Raw genomic sequence first — 16,981 nt, forward strand, 5'->3', positions numbered from 1 at the left:
CCTTTGCACTACCCAGCTTCAAGGCAACCCGGCAAAATGCCCGACATGAATCCCGTCCCCGCCCTGCCCGCCTGCTGCACCCCACTCGATGCCCATTGGCCGCTGCCGTTCGTGTTGCCCGATACGGTGCTGCTGAGCACGCACTTCAACACCTCGCAACTGGCCGCCGATGACTTTCAGCGCAGCGCCATCGAGCCGCCCGCGACCATCCGGCGTTCGGTGGCCAAGCGTCAGGCCGAATTTCTCGCCGGCCGGGTTTGCGCTCGCGCCGCGTTGCAGCGGTTGGAAGGGCTGAATTTTACCCCGGCCATTGGCGAAGACCGGGCGCCGGTCTGGCCCGCGCACATCTGCGGCTCGATCACCCACAGCACCGGCCGCGCTGCGGCGATTGTCGCGCAGAAAACCCACTGGCGCGGCCTGGGGATGGACCTGGAAAACCTGCTCAACCCTGAACGGGCCGAGCGCCTGGCCGGGGAAATTCTCACCCCGCCGGAGTTACAACGCATGGCGGCAGGCCATCGCGATCAACTGGCGCTGCTGGTGACGCTGACGTTTTCGGTGAAGGAGAGTCTGTTCAAGGCGCTGTATCCGATTGTTCAGCAGCGATTCTACTTCGAGCATGCCGAGGTGCTGGAGTGGTCCGAGGCGGGTGAGGTGCGGTTGCGATTGTTGACGGACCTGTCCAGTGAATGGCGCCATGGCACCGAGCTGGATGCGCAGTTCGGGGTCAAGGATGGGCAGTTGTTGAGTCTGGTCAGTATCAAGGCCTGAAGATCTTTGGTGTCGGACAGGGCCTCTTCGCGGGCAAGCCTCGCTCCTACAGGGAATGTGATCCTGTAGGAGCGAGGCTTGCCCGCGAAGGCGATTTCCGGGACAACAAAAATCTCAACGCTTCTCCTGATTGCGCGGCCAGCTCAAGCTGAAACACGCCCCACCCAGGCTCTTGCTCTTGCTGATCAACGCTCGCCCGTCATGCCAATGGATGATCCGCCGCACGATCGACAACCCCAATCCATGCCCGCCCGAAGCACGGGTTCGGCTGTCATCGAGACGCAAAAACGGCGTAAATATTTTCTCCCACGCGGATTCCGGTACACCCGGCCCGTCATCCTCGATGTCCACCCGACAACGCTGCTGCCCGACCTGATAGCTGACGGTCACCCGCGATGAGGCATGGCGCATGGCGTTGCTCACCAGGTTCTGGATCGCCCGGTGCAGGTAACGGGGTTCGGCCTCGACCCAGGCATCATCGCAATCGGCGGCCGAGAGGCACAAACCGCGCTGCACCGTGACGTCGGCACGCAAGGGCGCCAATTCTTCGATCACTTGATTGACCAACGCATCCAGGTCGATCCGCTGGAAATTCAGCGCGGGCGAACCCTGTTCCAGCCGCGCATAAGTGAGCATCTCGTCCACCAGCCGATCAAGGTCTTCAATGTCGTGATCCATGCCCTCGCGGTACTTCTCCAGCGCCTGCGGCGTGGTGGCCGATCCGATCATCTCCAGACCGAAACGCAGCCGCGCCACCGGCGTGCGCAATTCGTGGGACACCGCGCGTACCAGTTCACGCTGGATCGCCAGCAACTGCTGCAAGTGCTCGGCCATGCCGTTGAACGCCGAGGCCAGACGTCCCACCGAGTCGGCGCCGCGCGCCGGCACACGGGTTTCCAGGCTGCCTTTGGCGATACGCGTGGCGGCCGCTTCGAGCCCGCGCAAACGACGCTCCAGTTGCCGCACCAAGAGATAGACGATCAACCCGATCAGGCTCAAGCCCAGCGCCGCGATCAGCACCAGCCACTCCGGCGGGTAAGGATTCATCTGATATAGCGGACCGATTTCCAGCACCCACGGCGTGCCGACCATGCCGGCAAACACCCGGATCGAATCGCCGCCCTTGCCCAGCGCCATTACCGTATCGCCTTCGGCCACCCGACGGCTCTGGTCTTCGTCCATGTCCGCTTCGCCGACCGTGACCAGCCGCAAGTCGAAACCAAACCCCTTGTCTTCTTTCAACTGCGCCAGTCGCTTGGGCTGCTCGGCCACCGGCACGCGCACCAGCTCATCGGCGAGCAGGTAAATAGTCGCGCGGGCCAGTTGCTCGCTGATCTGCTGCACCTCCCCCGTGAGCACCAACTGCTCCTTGTCGCTGATCAGTCGATAGACCTTCGCCGCATGCGGACCGGTCTGCTCCACCAGCGCCTGACCGCGTAGCACGCGGGTGCGCTGAGTCAGGTCGAGATCGGTCTGGGCGAAGGTCTTCAGCGCCAAAGGAATCCCGAGCAGGCGTTCCCACACCAGCAAGGCGCGGTGACGCTGGGTTTCGTTCATCGGTTGCAGGTTGTCGGCCATCAACGAGAACGTGCCATGGGCCAGGCGTTCGCGGTACTGCTCGCTGCGCACCTGGTTGAGCATGTGCAGGGCCAGCACGCCGAGCACCGCCACCAGAATCAGCGCCGCGCACATGCCGCCATAGATGCGCAGGAAGATCGAGTTCACAGCGACGGGTCTACGCAGGCTTCGGGCACGAACAGGTAACCTTTGCTGCGGATGGTTTTAATCAGGCGCGGATGATCCGGGTCATCGCCGATCTTCGGCCGGATGCGCGAAATGCGCACGTCGATCGAGCGGTCCTGGCCGTCATAGCCGATGCCGCGCAGTGCGGTGAAAATCTCTTCACGAGAGAGGATGCGCCCGGCATTGGCCACCAACAGCCACAGCAGGTCGAACTCGGCGCTGGTCAGCTCGATGCCGTTGTCGTGCAGCCAGGCTTCACGCAAGGCGTTGTCCACCACCAGCGGGCCGAATTGCAGGCGCCGCTGTTTTTCCGGGACGGGTTCAGGCGCTTCACTGCGCCGCAACAAGGCCTGGATGCGGGCCAGCAGCAGGCGTGGGCGAACCGGTTTGCAGACGTAGTCGTCGGCGCCCAGGTCGAGGCCGAGGATTTGATCGGTGTCGTCGGTACGCGCGGTGAGCATCAGGATCGGCCCGTCGTACTTGTCGCGGACCTTGCGGCAAATGCTCAGGCCGTCTTCGCCCGGCAGCATCAGGTCGAGGATCACCAGGTCCGGTTTCTCCTTGATGATGCGTGCGGCCGCCAGGGCGCCATTGCCTTCGATCGACACACGCAGGCCATTGGCCTCCAGGTATTCGCGGGTCAGTTCGGCCAGACGCTGGTCGTCTTCCACTATCAATACCTGCCAGGCTTCTTGCTCCACGGTGACCTCTGCTTGCCAACAACACTAATAAGGAAGGATCCGCCCGTCTTTTTGTAATGATTGGGGAGGATAAGAATGCGTAACCATCGGCCGATTGTATAAACGTCGCCCGCCGAGAACACAAGCCGGCAAATGCGTTCGGACAACCCGGTTTTTTGTGATAGGGTTCGCGCCCTTAAAAATCCGAATGACTGTTTTCAATCGCTGAAAATCAGTGAAAAACAGTCCGCTCCAGCTAGGTCGCGGCCTACACGCTCGTTCCACCTTTCACACACAATTTACGCACAGGTTTATCCACAGGTAGTACGTTGCAACACCCTCCGAAACGCATTATCTTGTACCCCGGCGCGAAAAAAACCCTACATGTAGGGTTTTACGCCAAAAACCAAACACAAACCGGACACCGATTTCAAGCGCTTTTATTGCCTCTTTCCGGTTGAACCAAACGTATTTTCGAAAGACCAAACCGCGCGTGCGGATGGCTACTGTTTTTGAGCCGGAAACGGCGTTAACGGTACGGGTGTTGCAGTCGATTACTGTCACCCAAAAGGATCCTGGTGTCAGGCTCAAGGCCTGGGACCAAAGACTTCGGCATGGAAGCGGCGCCCCAACAGCCCCCTTCCTGATCTGTCCCGAAGTTGGTATGCCCGGCCCAGCCGGTTGTAGTGCTTCAGGACGGAACGGTGGGCACCGTGATGGTGCCCAAACAAACATAGAGAATGTGGAGACAACCCCCCATGCAAACCGACACAACTCGCGAGAACCCGCAGGGCACTTTGCCGCAGGCCGCTGATTCGACTTCGGATCTGTCCGCCACCGCGCCTGGCCAACTGCGCGTGATCAAGCGTAACGGCACTGTCGTTCCTTACACCGATGACAAGATCACCGTCGCGATCACCAAAGCGTTTCTCGCAGTTGAAGGCGGCACCGCTGCCGCTTCGTCGCGAATCCATGACACCGTGGCCCGCCTGACCGAACAGGTCACCGCGACCTTCAAGCGTCGCATGCCGTCGGGCGGCACCATCCACATCGAAGAAATCCAGGACCAGGTCGAACTGGCCCTGATGCGTGCCGGTGAGCAGAAAGTGGCTCGCGACTACGTGATCTACCGCGACGGTCGTTCGAAACAACGCGCTGCCCACGCTCCGGCAGAAGAAGCGGTCAACGCTCACCCGTCGATCCGCATCACCCGCGCCGACGGCACTTTTGCACCGCTGGACATGGGTCGCCTGAACACCATCGTCACCGAAGCGTGCGAAGGCCTGGAAGAAGTCGACGGCGACCTGATCCAGCGCGAAACCCTGAAAAACCTGTACGACGGCGTGGCCCTGACCGACGTCAACACCGCTCTGGTGATGACCGCTCGTACCCTGGTCGAGCGTGAGCCGAACTACTCGTTCGTGACCGCCCGCCTGCTGATGGACACCCTGCGTGCCGAAGGCCTGAGCTTCCTGAACGTTGCCGAAAGCGCGACCCACCACGAGATGGTCGACCTGTACGCCAAGGCATTGCCTGCGTACATCGCCAAGGGTATCGAATTCGAATTGCTGAACCCGGTCCTGGCCACCTTCGACCTGGAAAAACTCGGCAAGGCGATCAACCACGAGCGCGATCAGCAGTTCACTTACCTGGGTCTGCAAACCCTGTACGACCGTTACTTCATCCACAAGGACGGTATCCGCTTCGAACTGCCGCAAATCTTCTTCATGCGCGTGGCCATGGGCCTGGCGATCGAAGAGAAGCAGAAAGAAGACCGTGCGATCGAGTTCTACAACCTGTTGTCGTCCTTCGACTACATGTCGTCGACTCCGACCCTGTTCAACGCCGGTACCCTGCGTCCACAGCTGTCCAGCTGCTACCTGACCACCGTGCCGGATGACCTGTCGGGCATCTACCACGCGATCCACGACAACGCCATGTTGTCGAAATTCGCCGGCGGCCTGGGCAACGACTGGACCCCGGTTCGTGCACTCGGTTCGTACATCAAGGGCACCAACGGCAAATCCCAGGGCGTGGTTCCATTCCTGAAAGTCGTCAACGACACCGCCGTTGCCGTTAACCAGGGTGGCAAGCGCAAAGGCGCTGTGTGTGCCTACCTGGAAACCTGGCACATGGACATCGAGGAGTTCATCGAACTCCGCAAGAACACCGGTGATGATCGTCGTCGTACCCACGACATGAACACCGCCAACTGGATCCCTGACCTGTTCATGAAGCGCGTCTTCGATGACGGCAAGTGGACCCTGTTCTCGCCATCCGAAGTACCGGACCTGCACGACCTGACCGGCAAGGCTTTCGAAGAGCGTTACGAGTACTACGAAGCCCTGACCGAGTACCCGGGCAAGGTCAAGCTGTTCAAGACCATCCAGGCCAAAGACCTGTGGCGCAAAATGCTGTCCATGCTGTTTGAAACCGGCCACCCATGGCTGACCTTCAAAGATCCGTGCAACCTGCGCAGCCCGCAGCAGCACGTTGGCGTGGTCCACAGCTCGAACCTGTGCACCGAGATCACCTTGAACACCAACAAGGACGAGATCGCCGTTTGCAACCTGGGCTCGATCAACCTGCCGAACCACATCGTCAACGGCAAGCTGGACACCGCCAAGCTGGAACGCACCGTGAACACCGCTGTTCGCATGCTCGATAACGTTATCGACATCAACTACTACTCGGTGCCACAAGCGAAGAACTCCAACTTCAAGCACCGTCCGGTCGGTCTGGGCATCATGGGCTTCCAGGACGCTTTGTACCTGCAGCACATTCCTTACGGTTCCGACGCTGCCGTCGAGTTCGCCGACAAGTCGATGGAAGCGGTCAGCTACTACGCGATCCAGGCGTCCTGCGACCTGGCCGACGAGCGCGGCGCGTACGAGACGTTCCAGGGTTCGCTGTGGTCCAAAGGCATCCTGCCGCTGGATTCGCAACAGATCCTGATCGAGCAGCGCGGCCAGAAGTACATCGACGTTGACCTGAACGAATCCCTGGACTGGGCACCGGTTCGCGCCCGTGTACAGAAAGGCATTCGTAACTCCAACATCATGGCCATCGCACCGACCGCGACCATCGCCAACATCACTGGCGTCTCGCAGTCGATCGAACCGACCTACCAGAACCTCTACGTGAAATCGAACCTGTCGGGCGAATTCACCGTGATCAACCCGTACCTGGTTCGCGACCTGAAGGCTCGCGGTCTGTGGGACTCGGTCATGATCAACGACCTGAAGTACTACGACGGTTCGGTGCAGCAGATCGAGCGCATCCCGCAAGAACTCAAAGAGCTCTACGCGACTGCCTTCGAAGTGGACACCAAGTGGATCGTCGACGCGGCAAGCCGTCGTCAGAAGTGGATCGACCAGGCTCAGTCGCTGAACCTGTACATCGCCGGCGCCTCGGGCAAGAAGCTGGACGTGACCTACCGCATGGCCTGGTACCGTGGCCTGAAAACCACTTACTACCTCCGTGCCCTGGCCGCGACCAGCACCGAGAAGTCGACCATCAACACCGGCAAGCTGAACGCTGTTTCCAGCGGCGGCAACCACGGTGAAGATTCGGTCCTGGCAGCTCCTGCCGGTCCTGCTCCAGTGCCGAAGGCTTGCGCCATCGACGAGCCGGATTGCGAAGCTTGCCAATAAGCTGAGCCGGTAGGCGCTGAAAGGCGCTTACTCGACAACCCCCGATCGGTCCTCTGGATTGGTCGGGGGTTTTCTTTTGCCCATGGAAATGTGGTGACTGGTATGACGCCTTCGCGGGCAAGCCTCGCTCCTACAAGGTTTTGTGAACGACAAAGAGCTTTGTAGGAGCGAGGCTTGCCCGCGAAGAGGCCCTCCCTGACAACACAAAATACCGGCCATAAAAAAACCCCTCTTGCGAGGGGCTTTTTATGCAGCGCTATCCAGCATCAGGTCATCTGAATGATGGTCTGCATGATGGTGCTTTGAGTCGAGATGGTCTTGGCGTTCGCCTGGTAGTTGCTCTGCGCCTTGATCAGGTCGACCAGCTCGCTGGTCAGGTTGACGTTGGACTCTTCCAGGGAGTTGGAGTGAATCTCGCCCAAGGTGCCGGTGTTCGGCGCATCGTAGCCCGGGATACCCGACGCGTAGGTTTCTTTCCAGCTGGTGCCGCCTACTGGCTGCAGACCTTGCTCGTTGGTGAAGCTGGCGAGCGAGATCTGGCCGATGGCCTTGGTCTGGCTGTTGCTGAAGTTGGCCAGCATGATACCGCTGCCATCGATGGTCAGGTTGGTGATCTGGCCGGTGGCGTAGCCGTTCTGCGTAGGAATCGAACGCGCGGTGTCAGCATTGTATTGCGAGGTTTTGGCCATGGAGACCGTAACGACGCCGGAAGTAGCGCCGTTCGCTGTCCACACGCCATTTTTCACGTCACCGGGAATCCAGCCGGTGACCCTCAGGTCAGGGCTCACGATCGGCGCCGGAACGGCCGGAGTGGTAACCGAAACCAGATTGCCCGAGGTATCGAACACCATGGTCGAAGCGACCGGCAGGTTCAACGGAACCGCGGTAGGACTAGGGTCGGTGCCATTCGGGTTGCGACCATCAATCAGGGTGTAGGTTTTCCAGGTGTTCGCCCCGGTCTTGACCATGTATTGGTCCATGACGTGCTTGTTACCCTGAGTGTCATAAATCGGGGTACTGAACTGTTTGGTGAAGGTGGCTTCTTTGGTCGAATCAAACGGGGTGGCAACCTGATCGATAACCGGTGCGGTGGAGTTCAGGTTGATCGTCGACGACACCGTGGAGGTGTTTTTTGGCGCCAGGTTCGAAGTATCGATACGCAGATCGGTCAACACGCCGTTGATGATCTTGCCGTTGGCGTCCACGCCGTAACCTTGCAGACGCGAAGTGCCGTCGGTGTTGGTGACGTAACCGTCCTTGTCGACCTTGAACGTACCGGCACGGGTGTAGGACAGCGAGCCGTTGTCGTTCAGCACGAAGAAGCCGGAACCGTTGATGCCCATGTCCAGCACGTTGCCGGTGTTGTTGACGTCGCCCTGGGTGAACTGCTGGGAAACGTTGGCCAGGCGCACGCCGTTACCAATGGTTTTGCTACCGGAACCCAGCTTGGTGGCCGAGTAAACGTCCGAGAATTCCGCACGGGACGATTTGAAACCGGTGGTCGCGACGTTGGCGATGTTGTTGCCGGTCACGTCCAGTTGTTTGTTGGCTGCATAGAGACCGCTAAGGCCGATATTGAAAGACATATTCCACTCCTTTGTGCCGTGTTAGTCGGCTCTACATACCAATTGTTTGTACTTTGGACAGGGCGATGCTGCCCCCACCGGCGAGATTGAGCATCAACTCACCACCGGTCTGGCTGATGGTCACGCTGCTGACAGTCGCCGGCAGGTACGTCACCAGCGAAGTCGCCTTGCCGTCGTAGGTCGCGGTAGCGCCGAAGGTGTACGTACCCGCCTTGGCCACTTCGCCTGCATCGTTCTTGCCGTCCCAGATGAAACTGGCGCTGCCGGCTTTTTGGCTGCCCAGGTCGATGGTGCGGATGACCTTGCCATCGGCGTCGCTAATCTTCACTTTCACCGGGTCCACCGAGGCCGGAACCGCGACGGTCCCGTTGAAGCTCTTGGAGGTATCGACCACGGCCTTCTCGCTCGGCGCGATGACCGAACGCCCGACCAGCGACGAAGCCTGCAGGGCCTGGGACGAGTTGTAATTGCTGGCCAGGCCACTCACGGTGGTGTTGAGCGTGGTGATGCCTTCCAGGCTGCTGAACTGCGCCAGCTGGGCAACGAACTCGCCGTTGTCCTGCGGCTCCAGCGGGTTCTGGTTCTTCAGCTGTGTCACCAGCAACTGCAGGAACGCGTCCTTGCCCAGGGCCTTTTTGCCGGTTGCGCTGTTCGTGGCGGACGCCAGGCCATCGGCGCTGGTGTTGGTCTTGATCGAGGAGTTGGCCAGGATGTCTTTGAGGCTAATGCCGCTAGTGGTATCGGTAACACTCATCTGAGTCGCCCCTTATCACTGACCGAGGGTCAGGACCTTCTGCATCATGGTTTTGGCGGTGTTCATCATTTCGGCGTTGGTCTGGAACGAACGGCTCGCGGAAATCATGTCGGCCATTTCTTCAACCACGTTGACGTTCGGGTAGTAGACGTAGCCCTTGGCGTCGGCCGCCGGGTGGTTCGGCTCATAGCGCGCTTCCAGATTGCTCTGGTCTTCGACCACGCCCAGCACTTGCACGCCCTGACCGGCCGCGTCCTGGTTCTGGAACAACGAATCACTGCCGCCGCTCTGCCCGCCCTGGAACATGGTGGCGAACACTGGATGACGTGCGCGATAGGTCTGGTCGATGCTCGACGAGACGGTTTCGGCGTTGGCGATGTTCGAGGCCACGGTGTTCAAGCGCGTGGTTTGCGCGCTCATGCCGCTACCGGCAATGTTGAAAACACTGGATAGAGACATGACTTACTCTCCGCGAATGGCTGACATCAGCCCTTTGAATTTGCTGTTGAGCAGGGTGAAGCTGGCCTGGAAGTTGATCGCGTTTTCCGCGTAGTTCGACTGTTCCAGCTGGGCGTCCACGGTGTTCTGGTCAATCGACGGTTGCATCGGCGTGCGATACAGCAGCGACTCGTCGCCATTGCCCATGCCTTCGGCTTCGATATGACGGTTGTTGGTCATGTTCAAGGCGAATGTGCCGCTCTTGGTTTTCTCGTTCTGCTCGGCGAGCACTTTCGAGAAGTCCAGATCCCGAGCCTTGTAGTTCGGGGTGTCGGCGTTGGCGATGTTGTTGGCCAGGACTTCGGCACGCTGGGCGCGGAAGCCCAGGGCTTGTTCGTGGATACCGAGCGCTTTATCGAAGCTGATGCTCATGTCGGGAAACCTTCGGGTGACCTGATTTTTCGTACGATGGATATAGCAAGCGGCGTGCCAATTCAAAAAAGCCCGTAAACCGGGGCTTTGCGGGCTTGGGCAAGGCGGCAATGCCAGAAAAGCGGCAACGGGTTTCCGCCGTCTGCCGCTTTTCTGCCGCTTTCGGTTTTGGGCTCTTGGGTTGTGGGTTTGTGTACATATCCGTTTTGGGGGTTATGGCGGCTATTGGTTTCGCCCTTACGGCGAGTCACTTGGAAGAGCCCCAAGTAACCAAGGGCTTTTGCCCCTTTCGTTCGGTGCCTCGCCTAGGCTCGGCATACCCTCGCTCCGGTCCTGCTCCGTGGGCCCGCCGCCATCGGCCATCCATGGCCGGGGGCGGCTAACCCGGCATCCATGCCGGGTTGCCCACTGCGCAGAACCTCCACTCGGCCTCTCGAGGGGGCGACTACCGCCACAGCCGCCGAGGCGGCCTGAAAGCCGACCTGGCTCTCAGTCGTGCGCGCTCTCCTTCTCTGCTGCGCTCACTCATTCCGGACTTGAACACCGCTCCCCTGTAGGAGCCGGCTTGCTGGCGATGGCGTCCTTTCAGGCGATAGATGCGTCGACTGATCCACCGCTATCGTCGGAACGCCGCCCGCAGCAAGCCGGCTCCTACAGGGGATCGTGTACATTCCGAACACATACGCATTACCCCGTAGGAGCCAGCTTGCTGGCGATGGCGTCCTTTCAGGCGATAGATGTGTCGACTGACCCACCGCCATCGCCGGCAAGCCGGCTCCTACAGGGGAGCGTGTACATTCCGAACACATACGCATTACCCCGTAGGAGCCAGCTTGCTGGCGATGGCGTCCTTTCAGGCGATAGATGTGTCGACTGACCCACCGCCATCGCCGGCAAGCCGGCTCCTACAGGGGGCACGTACGCTTTTGATTTTCACCACTCATCAGGCCGAGCGTTAGCTCGCCTTCAGCTTTTGATCTGGACGCACCGCCCCCTCGAGAGGCCGAGTGGAGGTTCTGCGCAGTGGGCAACCCGGCATGGATGCCGGGTTAGCCGCCCCCGGCCATGGATGGCCGATGGCGGCGGGCCCACGGAGCAGGACCGGAGCGAGGGTATGCCGAGCCTAGGCGAGGCACCGAACGAAAGGGGCGAGAGCGCTTTGGTTACTTTGGGGCTTTTCCAAAGTGACTCGCCGTAAGGGCGAAACCAATAGAAGCCGTTACCGCAGCAACGGATATGCCCCCAATCCCAATCCCCAATCAATCGATCCCAACAAACCCCCCAGTCTGATGCTGCCACAACCGCGCATACAACCCGCCATGCGCCAGCAACTCAGCATGGGTCCCCGTCTCGGCAATCTTGCCTTTCTCAAGCACCACCAGCCGGTCCATCCGGGCGATGGTCGAGAGCCGGTGAGCAATGGCAATCACGGTTTTACCCTGCATCAGGGTTTCCAGGCTTTCCTGAATCGCCGCTTCGACTTCCGAATCCAGCGCCGAAGTCGCTTCGTCCATGATCAGAATCGGCGCGTCCTTGAGCAGCACGCGAGCGATGGCGATCCGCTGACGCTGACCACCGGAGAGTTTCACCCCACGCTCACCGACATGCGCATCGAAACCGGTGCGCCCCTCGGCGTCCGAGAGCAACGGGATAAACTCGTCGGCCCGGGCCTTGTGCACCGCTTCCCAGAGCTCGGCATCGGTGGCGTCCGGTTTGCCATAGAGCAAATTGTCGCGGATCGAACGGTGCAGCAGCGACGTGTCCTGGGTAATCATGCCGATGCGCTCGCGCAGGCTTTCCTGGCCGACCTCGGCGATGTTCTGGCCGTCGATCAGGATCCGCCCGCCCTGCACGTCATAGAGGCGCAGCAGCAGGTTGACCAGGGTCGATTTGCCAGCACCGGACGGGCCGATCAAGCCGATTTTTTCACCCGGTTTGATCGTCAGGTTGAGGTCGCCAATGATCCCGCTCTTCTTGCCGTAGTGGAAATCCACGTGCTCGAAACGCACTTCGCCCCGGGCGACGGTCAACGGTTTGGCCTCTGCGTGATCAGTGACGCTGACCGGTTGCGAAATGGTCTGCAAACCGTCCTGAACCATGCCGATGTTTTCGAAAATGCCGGTCACCACCCACATGATCCAGCCGGACATGTTGACGATCCGGATCACCAGGCCGGTGGCCAGCGCAATGGCACCCACTGTGATCAGCGACTGCGTCCACAGCCACAACGCCAAACCGGTGGTGCTGACGATCAGCAAGCCGTTCATGCTGGTGATGACCACGTCCATGCTGGTGACCACGCGGCCAGCCAGTTGGGCTTTGACCGTCTGTTCTTCGATAGCTTCCTTGGCGTATTGCTGCTCGAAGTTGGTGTGGGCGAACAGCTTCAGCGTGGTGATGTTGGTGTAGCCGTCGACGATCCGGCCCATGAGCTTGGAACGCGCATCCGAAGACACCACGGAGCGCTCTTTCACCCGTGGCACGAAGTAGTAGAGGGCGCCGATGTAGGCAGCGATCCAGGTCAACAACGGGATCATCAGGCGCCAGTCGGCCTCGGCGAACAGCACCAGCGAACTGATCGCGTAGATCAGCACATGCCACAGCGCGTCCACCGCTTGCACGGCGGAATCGCGCAGCGAGTTGCCGGTCTGCATGATGCGTTGGGCAATGCGCCCGGCGAAGTCGTTCTGGAAGAAATTCAGGCTCTGTTTGAGCACGTAGCTGTGGTTCTGCCAGCGGATCATGCTGGTCATGCTCGGGCTCAGGGTCTGGTGCACCAGCAAGTCATGCAGGCCCACGAACACCGGGCGCAGGATCAGCGCCACGACGGCCATCCAGGCCAGTTCGATGCCGTGTTCCTTGAAGAAATTGGCGTTCGGCGTGCCTTGGGCAAGGTCGATGATGCGGCTCAGGTAGCTGAACAGCGCCACTTCGATCAATGCACCGAACAGGCCGACGGTCAGCAGGGCGGCGAAACTTGGCCAGACCTGCTTCAGGTAATAGGTATAGAAGGGGAAAACACGGTCGGGCGGAGCCGCCGTCGGGGCGTCACGGAACACGTCAATCAATTGTTCAAAACGGCGATAAAGCATCGGTTCTCCGCCCGCGTGCGGGCTCTCCTTTAAACACTATGAGCGGCGCCGAATACCGGCGGCCGCTCAACATCCCTGTGCCTGTGGATCTTAGTCGATACGTTTGGCCGACTTGATCAGCACCGGGTCGATAGGCACGTTCTGCATGCCTTGTTTGGTAGTGGTTTGCGAATTGACGATGATGTCCACCACGTCCATGCCCTTGACCACTTTGGCGAACACCGCGTAACCGGCGTCACGGCCCGGGTCGAGGAACGCATTGTCGGCGACGTTGATGAAGAACTGGCTGGTGGCGGAATCCGGGTTCGACGTACGCGCCATCGACAAGGTGCCGCGCACGTTATGCAGGCCGTTGCTGGCTTCGTTCTTGATCGGTGCCTTGGTGTCTTTTTGCGCCATCTGCGCAGTGAAACCGCCGCCCTGGGCCATGAAGCCCGGGATCACACGGTGGAAAATCGTGTTGTTGTAGAAGCCGCTGTCGACGTACTCAAGGAAGTTCTTGGTACTGATCGGCGCCTTGACCGGGTCCAGTTCGATTTCGATCTGGCCGTTGGTGGTTTCCAGCAGAACGTGTGGGGCCTTGGCGGGCGTAGCGGCCATCAGGTTGGCGGCAAACAGAACGGTGCCAGCGACGAGGGCGATTTTTTTCAGCATGGGTCAGTGATCCTGAGTGTGGTGGTGTCGACTGCGGTGAGAAACTCGAGCAGGGTTTGGTTGAAGCGTTCGGGTTGATCCAGCGGGGTGGCGTGACGCGAATCGGCGATCACCACCAGCCGCGCATCGGGCAGCAGTTTTACATAGTTCTCTTTCAACGCTACCGGCGTGTAGTCCCGGTCGGCGCTGACAATGAGGGTTGGACAGGACACCCTGGAAAGTCGTTCCTGAACCCCCCAACCAACAATCGCGTCGAAGCTGGCGAGATAAGCATGTTTGTCGTTTTTTGCCCAGCGTTCGGCCATCTTTTGACGCAATTCGGCCTGTTCCGGCTTGGGGAACAGTTTGCCACCAAGGGCCTTGCCGATGGTGCCCAGGCTAAGCGCACGCATCAGGCTCCAGCGCTTGAACCATTGCCAGTAATCGTCGCGGCTGCGCAATTTGACCTCGGGCGCGCTGTTGACGATGCACAGGCTCTTGAGCAATTGGGGCTGATCCACCGCCAGTTGGAAGCCGATCATGCCGCCCATCGACAGTCCCACGTAATGTGTCGGGCCGAGGTTCAGATGTTCGATCAGGGCGATCAGGTCGGCGCTGAACCCGGCGATGCTGTAGCGCTCGCGGGGTTTGTCGGAGCGACCGTGGCCGCGCACATCCGGGACGATCACCCGGTAACGGGCCGCCAATGCCGGGATCTGTTTTTCCCAGTCCAGGGTGCTGGAACCGAGCCCGTGAACCAGCAGCAACGGCGTGCCGTGGCCATATTCCTCATAGTGCAGATTGCAACCTTCGTGTTCGAAATAGGCCATGCGATCACTCCGTGTCAGGCTTGTTCTGGGGCAGCGAAGGGCGCATCCAGCGGCGCGGTGTCGAAGGTGCGCAGCAGTTCGATGAGGATTTGCGTGGCCGGGCCCAAGGGTTTTTCCTTGTTTGAATACAGGTAGAAACTCGGGTTCCGGCTACCGCCCTGATCCAACGGTAGCAGCTTGAGCGTCCCTTCCTTCAGTTCGCGTTCGATCATGTGCCGCGGCAACCAGGCAAATCCCAGGCCGCTGCTGACAAACGTCGCGGCGGTGGCCAGGCTGCCGACGGTCCAGCGCTGTTCGGCGCCGAGCCAGCCGACGTCGCGTGGCTGTTGACGGCCGGAGTCGCGGATCACCACTTGCATCTGGCTTTCCAGGTCCTGGAAATTCAGTTCACGGTTCAATCGATGCAGGGCGTGCTCGGGGTGGGCGACGGCGACAAATTCGACGTCGCTCAACTCCGCGCCCAGATAGCCGGGAATACTAAAGCCGGTGATCGCCAGGTCGGCCACGCCTTCCAGCAGGACTTCCTCCACGCCCGACAATACTTCTTCGCGCAGGCGCACGCGGCAGCCACGGCTTTGCGGCATGAACGCGGTCAAGGCGCGGACGAGGCGGGCGCTGGGGTAGGCGGCGTCGACTACCAAACGCACTTCCGCTTCCCAGCCTTGTTCCATGTGATGCGCCAGGTCTTCCAGTTGGCTGGCCTGTTTCACCAGTTGCCGCGAGCGACGCAGCAAGACGCCGCCGGCCTCGGTCAGTACCGCCTTGCGGCCGTCGATACGCAGCAATGGCACGCCGAGTTGATCCTGCATGCGCGCCACGGTGTAGCTGACCGACGATTGCGAGCGATGCAGCGCTTCGGCGGCCTGGGCGAAACCGCCGTGGTCGACCACGGCCTGTAACGTTCGCCATTGATCAAGGGTCACGCGGGGCGCTTTCATCTTGAGCTCCTCTTGTCCTAAGCTGGCGGTCCTTATTGGAGACTGCCGAATGAAAAAATTCTGTTGTGTGGTGCTGGCGATGTTGCCGTTGACTGCGTTTGCCTACCCGATCGACGTACAAAAACAGCTGAACGGCATGGACATCGACTACAACGCGTATGACACGGATACCGACATCGCCTCCATTCAGGTCAACAACTTCGGCAGCACCGATGCAGTCTGTAAGGTGGTTTTCAATAACGGTCCGGAAGCACCGCGCACCCGCAATATCGAAGTGGCGGCCGGCAAGCACAAAAATGCCACTGCCAAGTTCAACCGGACCATCATCAAGATGCGCATCAACCTGACCTGCACCCCCAAATAACACTGCAACCCCCTTGTAGGAGCGAGGCTTGCCCGCGAAGGCGATGTACCAGTCGACATCAATGTTGAATGACACGGCCCCTTCGCGGGCAAGTCTTGCTCCTACAGGTCATGCTCAGCTTATAAACGAATTTATTGATGGGTTATAGCAGTTATTTGCGCTTTTTCATCGATATGACTCTGTTTAACCTTCACTCCATCGACTTACAGCATTCTCAGATGGAGGCTACATCCCATGTCCCGCGTTCTGATCATCGAAAGCAGCGCCCGTCAGCAAGACTCGGTTTCGCGTCAACTGACCCAGACCTTCATCAACCAGTGGAAAACCGCTCACCCGAACGACCAGATCACCGTCCGTGACCTGGCTGTCAATCCGGTGCCGCACCTGGACATCAACCTGCTGGGCGGCTGGATGAAACCCGCCGAACAGCGCAATGACATCGAACAGGCTTCCCTGGAGCGCTCCAACCAGTTGACTGATGAATTGCTGGCCGCCGACGTATTGGTCATGGCCGCACCGATGTACAACTTCGCGATCCCCAGCACGCTGAAAGCCTGGCTCGACCACGTGCTGCGAGCCGGTGTGACCTTCAAATACACCGACACTGGCCCGCAAGGCCTGCTCAGCGGCAAACGCGCTTACGTGCTGACCGCTCGCGGCGGGATCTACGCCGGTAGCACCGCGGATCATCAGGAACCGTACCTGCGTCAGGTCATGGGTTTCATCGGAATCCACGATGTGACCTTCATCCACGCCGAAGGCATGAACCTGGGCGGTGACTTCCAGGAGAAGGGCCTGAACCAGGCCAACGCCAAGCTTTCCCAAGTGGCCTGAGGCTTTAATCGCCAGATAATCGCTGGATGGTCTAGTGACCTGGCGCAACCCTTCAAGCCTGTACGCGCATCGACCTCCCTTTGCACTTGTTGCTCCTGAGTGCTGTAGCCCGATTGAACGCTTTAGCGAGATCGGGCTTTTTTTTGCCTGCGATTTAGTGGTTTGCCACAAACCTGTAGGAGCGAAGCTTGCTCGCGAAGACGGTGTCACAGTCAACAGAGATAGCGGCTGAC

At 59.9% G+C, this 16,981-nt stretch carries 13 protein-coding genes and 1 pseudogene; 4 read left to right on the forward strand and 10 right to left on the reverse strand.

The features are described 5' to 3' along the window. Nucleotides 1-45 precede the first annotated feature (45 nt). Nucleotides 46-771, forward strand: a complete 726-nt coding sequence (locus KGA97_RS25865) for a 4'-phosphopantetheinyl transferase (RefSeq protein ID WP_223481750.1) — start codon at nucleotides 46-48, stop codon at nucleotides 769-771. Between the two features lie 114 nt (nucleotides 772-885). Here KGA97_RS25865 and KGA97_RS25870 read toward each other — a convergent pair whose 3' ends face one another. Both KGA97_RS25870 and KGA97_RS25875 read right to left on the reverse strand, forming a co-directional pair. Further along, nucleotides 886-2,496, reverse strand: coding sequence for an ATP-binding protein (locus KGA97_RS25870; RefSeq protein ID WP_008041763.1), 1,611 nt, complete (start codon nucleotides 2,494-2,496; stop codon nucleotides 886-888). Then, nucleotides 2,493-3,215, reverse strand: coding sequence for a response regulator (locus KGA97_RS25875; protein ID WP_008041764.1), 723 nt, complete (start codon nucleotides 3,213-3,215; stop codon nucleotides 2,493-2,495). The genes KGA97_RS25870 and KGA97_RS25875 overlap by 4 nt, the downstream gene beginning before the upstream one ends. A gap of 737 nt (nucleotides 3,216-3,952) precedes the next feature. On the opposite strand from KGA97_RS25875, the gene KGA97_RS25880 reads away from it, so the two are divergent. Continuing rightward, nucleotides 3,953-6,847, forward strand: coding sequence for a ribonucleoside-diphosphate reductase subunit alpha (locus tag KGA97_RS25880; RefSeq protein ID WP_008029373.1), 2,895 nt, complete (start codon nucleotides 3,953-3,955; stop codon nucleotides 6,845-6,847). A gap of 266 nt (nucleotides 6,848-7,113) precedes the next feature. On the opposite strand, the gene flgE is transcribed toward KGA97_RS25880, so the two are convergent. The 8 genes and pseudogenes from flgE to KGA97_RS25920 form a co-directional block, all read right to left on the reverse strand. Then, nucleotides 7,114-8,433, reverse strand: a complete 1,320-nt coding sequence (gene flgE, locus KGA97_RS25885) for a flagellar hook protein FlgE (RefSeq protein WP_192227949.1) — start codon at nucleotides 8,431-8,433, stop codon at nucleotides 7,114-7,116. A gap of 31 nt (nucleotides 8,434-8,464) precedes the next feature. Further along, complete coding sequence (gene flgD / locus KGA97_RS25890) at nucleotides 8,465-9,187, reverse strand: flagellar hook assembly protein FlgD (RefSeq protein WP_223481751.1); 723 nt, start codon at nucleotides 9,185-9,187, stop codon at nucleotides 8,465-8,467. Nucleotides 9,188-9,202: 15 nt separating this feature from the next. After that, nucleotides 9,203-9,646 (reverse strand): flagellar basal body rod protein FlgC, encoded by a 444-nt coding sequence (gene flgC, locus KGA97_RS25895; protein WP_007937507.1) that lies wholly within the window; start codon nucleotides 9,644-9,646, stop codon nucleotides 9,203-9,205. Between the two features lie 3 nt (nucleotides 9,647-9,649). After that, the gene (gene flgB / locus KGA97_RS25900) at nucleotides 9,650-10,057 is read right to left on the reverse strand and encodes a flagellar basal body rod protein FlgB (RefSeq protein WP_008041767.1); all 408 of its coding nucleotides are present in this window, start codon (nucleotides 10,055-10,057) and stop codon (nucleotides 9,650-9,652) included. Between the two features lie 1,259 nt (nucleotides 10,058-11,316). Continuing rightward, nucleotides 11,317-13,149 carry an ABC transporter ATP-binding protein gene (locus KGA97_RS25905; protein ID WP_223481752.1) on the reverse strand — a complete coding sequence of 611 codons (1,833 nt, stop codon included), beginning with the start codon at nucleotides 13,147-13,149 and terminating at the stop codon, nucleotides 11,317-11,319. 90 nt (nucleotides 13,150-13,239) lie between these two features. Beyond that, complete coding sequence (locus KGA97_RS25910; RefSeq protein ID WP_008040944.1) at nucleotides 13,240-13,803, reverse strand: peptidylprolyl isomerase A; 564 nt, start codon at nucleotides 13,801-13,803, stop codon at nucleotides 13,240-13,242. A 3-nt stretch (nucleotides 13,804-13,806) separates the two neighbouring features. Continuing rightward, nucleotides 13,807-14,612: pseudogene (locus tag KGA97_RS25915) on the reverse strand (alpha/beta fold hydrolase). A 14-nt stretch (nucleotides 14,613-14,626) separates the two neighbouring features. Then, entirely contained in the window at nucleotides 14,627-15,550 is a 924-nt protein-coding gene (locus tag KGA97_RS25920; RefSeq protein WP_008034291.1) for a LysR family transcriptional regulator, read from the reverse strand. A gap of 49 nt (nucleotides 15,551-15,599) precedes the next feature. On the opposite strand from KGA97_RS25920, the gene KGA97_RS25925 reads away from it, so the two are divergent. Together KGA97_RS25925 and KGA97_RS25930 are read left to right on the forward strand one after the other, a co-directional pair. Beyond that, the gene (locus KGA97_RS25925; protein WP_008034289.1) at nucleotides 15,600-15,914 is read left to right on the forward strand and encodes a hypothetical protein; all 315 of its coding nucleotides are present in this window, start codon (nucleotides 15,600-15,602) and stop codon (nucleotides 15,912-15,914) included. A gap of 234 nt (nucleotides 15,915-16,148) precedes the next feature. Next, nucleotides 16,149-16,748, forward strand: a complete 600-nt coding sequence (locus tag KGA97_RS25930) for an FMN-dependent NADH-azoreductase (RefSeq protein WP_207286301.1) — start codon at nucleotides 16,149-16,151, stop codon at nucleotides 16,746-16,748. Nucleotides 16,749-16,981: the final 233 nt, after the last annotated feature.

It is taken from the genome of Pseudomonas sp. BF-B-15 (assembly GCF_019946675.1).
GTDB lineage: Bacteria > Pseudomonadota > Gammaproteobacteria > Pseudomonadales > Pseudomonadaceae > Aquipseudomonas > Aquipseudomonas migulae.

Excerpts from the sequence above, each read along its gene's own strand:
- KGA97_RS25865 (WP_223481750.1), top strand. The coding sequence starts at position 46 with ATGAATCCCGTCCCCGCCCTGCCCGCCTGCTGCACCCCACTCGATGCC.
- KGA97_RS25880 (WP_008029373.1), top strand. The coding sequence starts at position 3,953 with ATGCAAACCGACACAACTCGCGAGAACCCGCAGGGCACTTTGCCGCAG.
- flgE (WP_192227949.1), bottom strand. The coding sequence starts at position 8,433 with ATGTCTTTCAATATCGGCCTTAGCGGTCTCTATGCAGCCAACAAACAA.
- flgD (WP_223481751.1), bottom strand. The coding sequence starts at position 9,187 with ATGAGTGTTACCGATACCACTAGCGGCATTAGCCTCAAAGACATCCTG.
- flgC (WP_007937507.1), bottom strand. The coding sequence starts at position 9,646 with ATGTCTCTATCCAGTGTTTTCAACATTGCCGGTAGCGGCATGAGCGCG.
- flgB (WP_008041767.1), bottom strand. The coding sequence starts at position 10,057 with ATGAGCATCAGCTTCGATAAAGCGCTCGGTATCCACGAACAAGCCCTG.
- KGA97_RS25905 (WP_223481752.1), bottom strand. The coding sequence starts at position 13,149 with ATGCTTTATCGCCGTTTTGAACAATTGATTGACGTGTTCCGTGACGCC.
- KGA97_RS25910 (WP_008040944.1), bottom strand. The coding sequence starts at position 13,803 with ATGCTGAAAAAAATCGCCCTCGTCGCTGGCACCGTTCTGTTTGCCGCC.
- KGA97_RS25920 (WP_008034291.1), bottom strand. The coding sequence starts at position 15,550 with ATGAAAGCGCCCCGCGTGACCCTTGATCAATGGCGAACGTTACAGGCC.
- KGA97_RS25925 (WP_008034289.1), top strand. The coding sequence starts at position 15,600 with ATGAAAAAATTCTGTTGTGTGGTGCTGGCGATGTTGCCGTTGACTGCG.
- KGA97_RS25930 (WP_207286301.1), top strand. The coding sequence starts at position 16,149 with ATGTCCCGCGTTCTGATCATCGAAAGCAGCGCCCGTCAGCAAGACTCG.